Genomic DNA, 3,354 nt, shown 5'->3' on the forward strand with positions numbered 1-3,354 from the left:
CTCGCGCCCCGCGCGCGCGCCCCGCCCCGCCCCCCCCCCCCCGCGCGCCCCCCCCCCCCCATTCTGTTCACGTGTTCAGGCGTCGAGAACCTGCCCCGCACGCTTCACGACGGGCGGCTCGACACTCCACGGGAAGTTGATCCACTCCTCAGTCTGAAGGTCTTACACTGGCCTCTCTGAGCCGCGCCCGAGGGGGAGCGGCACGGGCCCGAGGGGGGCACAGGATGCACGGATACCCGCACCTGGAACGCGGCATGAGGGTGCTGAAGGTTCGACGGATCAGCCGTGACACCGAATCCAGTTCGTCACTGGACCGCCAGAACGATGACCAGGACGCTGCCCTTGCTGGCACAGGTTGCCCCGTGGTGGGGGACGTGGTTGATGCCACGGTGTCCGGCTCGGTCAACCTGGCCGACCGGAAGTCTCTGGGTAAATGGATGAGGGAACCACTCTGGAATGAGTGGGATGCAATCATGCTCACTGCTCTCGACCGGATCACCCGAGACCAATGGCATTGGGAACAGTTCGCACAGAAATGCCATGAAGCGGGTAAGGAAATCATCTGCCTAGATGACCCGTCCTTGGATATCCACACTTCCGACGGACGTCTCATCGCTTACGTCAAGGCATCCCAGGCACAGAAGTTCCGGGAGACGATTTCCAACAAGAGGAAGAACCAGACCGCCTCATTCCGAAACTCCGATCTCTGGGGCGGGGGCGCTTGGCCATTCGGCTACCGCCCCGTTCCGGTGGAACAGGACGACGGGAAACTGAGGTACAAGCTGTTCCTCGACCCAGTTACTTCAAAGCTGGTTCGACAAGCCTACGAAAGACTCGTCCTCGAAGGCTGGTCTATGGGAAAGGTCGTACGCGACTGGAACCAGCGGGGCATTCTGACACCCAAGGATCATCAGCGGAACGTCAATGCCACAGAGAAGAAGGCGAACTCTAAGGCGAAGGTTCGTGGGTCTAAGTGGCAGACAAGTTCACTGGGGGCCATCCTTCGGAAACCAACCCTTAAAGGCGTGGCCATGCACAAGGGCGCACCGCTGCTTCGAAAAGGGCAACCCGCCAGGTGGGCTGAACCTATTCTCACCGACCAAGAGTTTGACCAACTGCAAACGGTGTTGGAAAAACTCAGCAGTAGCCGTAGCGGCATTCGAGGAAACAGTGACCCCACGTCTGGCCCCTTCCTGTGCCCGTGTGGGGTCAAGCAGTACCCAGACAAGCGGACTAACAAGCAGGTCCGAAATGGTGAGGTGATCGGGACCCGAACCAGTTACTACTACCGGTGCGGGTCTCGCACCGTTAAGGGCGAGGCCTGCGGCTACCAGGCCTCTTGGCCCAAGGACCTCTTGTTGCAGGAACTTGAATCCGGCTTCCTACACAGGATTGGGGACAAGGAAGTCATGGCCCGGACATGGGTTCCTGGAATCGACAACAGGAAGCAGATCAAGGAACTGAAGCTCGCCCATGAAAACCTCATGGCCGCAATCAAGGCTGCATCCAACCCTGTGGTTCTCACCTCCCTCACGGAGTCCATGGAAGAGAACCAAGACCTATTGACCAAGCTCGAAGCGGAGCCGTACAAGCCTGGCCACTGGGCCGAACATGGGACCGGCGAGACCTACCGGCAAAAGTGGGAGCGCATGCCGTCGTGGGATGACAGAGGGCCGTTCCTTCACCGCTCTGGCTTCCGGCTCATCTCAGTAGGCCTGAAGGAGATGGACGGGCCCCTGTTCGTCCTGGTAGCACCAACAGAAATCGCGAGTACTGAAGGTACGGAGTACGACTCCAAGGAATACGACCAATCCGTGCATAGAACCTTCAGGAAGACCATTCAGGACATGGTGGCTACACACCAGGAATCGCAAGAGCTGAAGAACGAAAGACACATGGAGTACGACGGCCTCTAAGCCGCCCCCCCTGGACATCCACTGACGGTTTCAATTGAAGTAAATGAGAGTGCCCCCGCCTTCTGGCGGGGGTTTCCTCATGTCCGCACTGAAAATAAGGATCCCGAGTTGCACTCGGATTCGACCCCGAGAGCCCTCATACCCAGTAGCCCCAAGGGCCCGTGATAATCGTCACACGCCCTAAATGGCCCCAATATTGGGTACCCAAATGCCACGGAGACCCGTACAGGATCTCACTTGCTATCACGTCCCGATCAATGTAACGCGGATATCCGGACCCCTCCCCCTACCCCTGTGCGCATCATCACGCTTCGTAAACAGAAATTAATAAGCACTCGTGAAGCATCTGAAGACATGATTGATAAACAGTCGGAACGCTTACCTGGGCGACTCGATTAAGACGTCTGAACCGGTCTATTAGGATCTGAGAAGTACAGCCCGGACTGTTGATCTGAACTGTTCAGCCAGCCCTCTGTTTCATTGTTGATGTCGGCATCGCTAGGGGACATGAGCTGCCGTCTGACCAGGAGGGGTATTCAGTGATCTGCACTCCCGGTGGATCCATCCATTCGGAACATCCGAATGGTTGACCGGCCCTCCTAGTGAGGGGATCCAATAAGACCCGGAGTCCTGTCAAGCTGGAGTACCCAGGGGTCCAGGGAAGGCGGGAGCGGTGTACCGGATGGCAACCCGTGGCAGCGAGAGAGACCCCGACCGATGGAGAGGCGGGGGTCTGGTTCAGGTGGGGACTGGCTTGCAGAGACCGAGCGAGCCAGGGGGGGCACCCCCCTACTGGACTGAGGGCATAAAGAAAGACCCCAGCAGAAATGACCGGGGCCCTAATTTTGCTGCCGATTACGTGCTCTTACCTTTCAGGGCTTCCTTTGCCTTTTCTGTGAGCAGCCCACCGGCTCTACCTGGCGAGCCCTCCATTAGTCCACGCTTTCGTGCCTGCCAAAGGTGCCCCTTGATCGTTGACGCACTCTTGCCAATCATCTCCGCCAGATGCACGAGAGGGCCGGACTGCCCGCGCTCTACAACCGTGATGTAGACAGAAGCCAACTGAGACAGGTACTTGTCCGAAACCCCGGCAGCCAACGACTCGCGAAGATCCTTGGATGTGTATTCCGGCTGGCGGGACTCCCACCGGTCCGAGAACTGAACCTGTCGGCGAAGGGTTCTCAACGCGTCGCGGAAGTCGATGTCACGGAGCACGGTCGAGCTGATGCCTCCCGGCGGGTAGCTCTCGGGATCCGCCGGACGCACCACGAGCACACCAGGGCCCCCCTGCGTCTGCCCCTCTGGCCACTCCATCTCAACTACCCACGGGCCTAGGTCCTGCTCGACGATCCTCATTCGCTGCTCTGCCATGCCATCAGGCTAACCCTCCCCACCCAACCTGTCTGCCCAACCAGTTGACTCGCAGGTTGGGTCGATG

General features: G+C 59.0%; 2 protein-coding genes and 1 pseudogene. 1 reads left to right on the plus strand and 2 read right to left on the minus strand.

All coding sequences use genetic code 11. The features are described from left to right. Positions 1-75 precede the first annotated feature (75 nt). Positions 76-156 (minus strand): annotated as a pseudogene (locus ACFWY6_RS44795) (phosphoribosyltransferase); the annotation flags it as partial. 98 nt (positions 157-254) lie between these two features. Here ACFWY6_RS44795 and ACFWY6_RS44800 point away from each other — a divergent pair. Continuing rightward, positions 255-1,916 (plus strand): recombinase family protein, encoded by a 1,662-nt coding sequence (locus ACFWY6_RS44800; RefSeq protein WP_384703511.1) that lies wholly within the window; start codon positions 255-257, stop codon positions 1,914-1,916. A gap of 855 nt (positions 1,917-2,771) precedes the next feature. On the opposite strand, the gene ACFWY6_RS44805 is transcribed toward ACFWY6_RS44800, so the two are convergent. Next, positions 2,772-3,287 carry a hypothetical protein gene (locus ACFWY6_RS44805; protein ID WP_384703514.1) on the minus strand — a complete coding sequence of 172 codons (516 nt, stop codon included), beginning with the start codon at positions 3,285-3,287 and terminating at the stop codon, positions 2,772-2,774. Positions 3,288-3,354 lie beyond the last annotated feature (67 nt).

The organism is Streptomyces sp. NPDC059037, from assembly GCF_042740015.1.
In the GTDB taxonomy this organism is placed as follows: Bacteria; Actinomycetota; Actinomycetes; order Streptomycetales; family Streptomycetaceae; genus Streptomyces.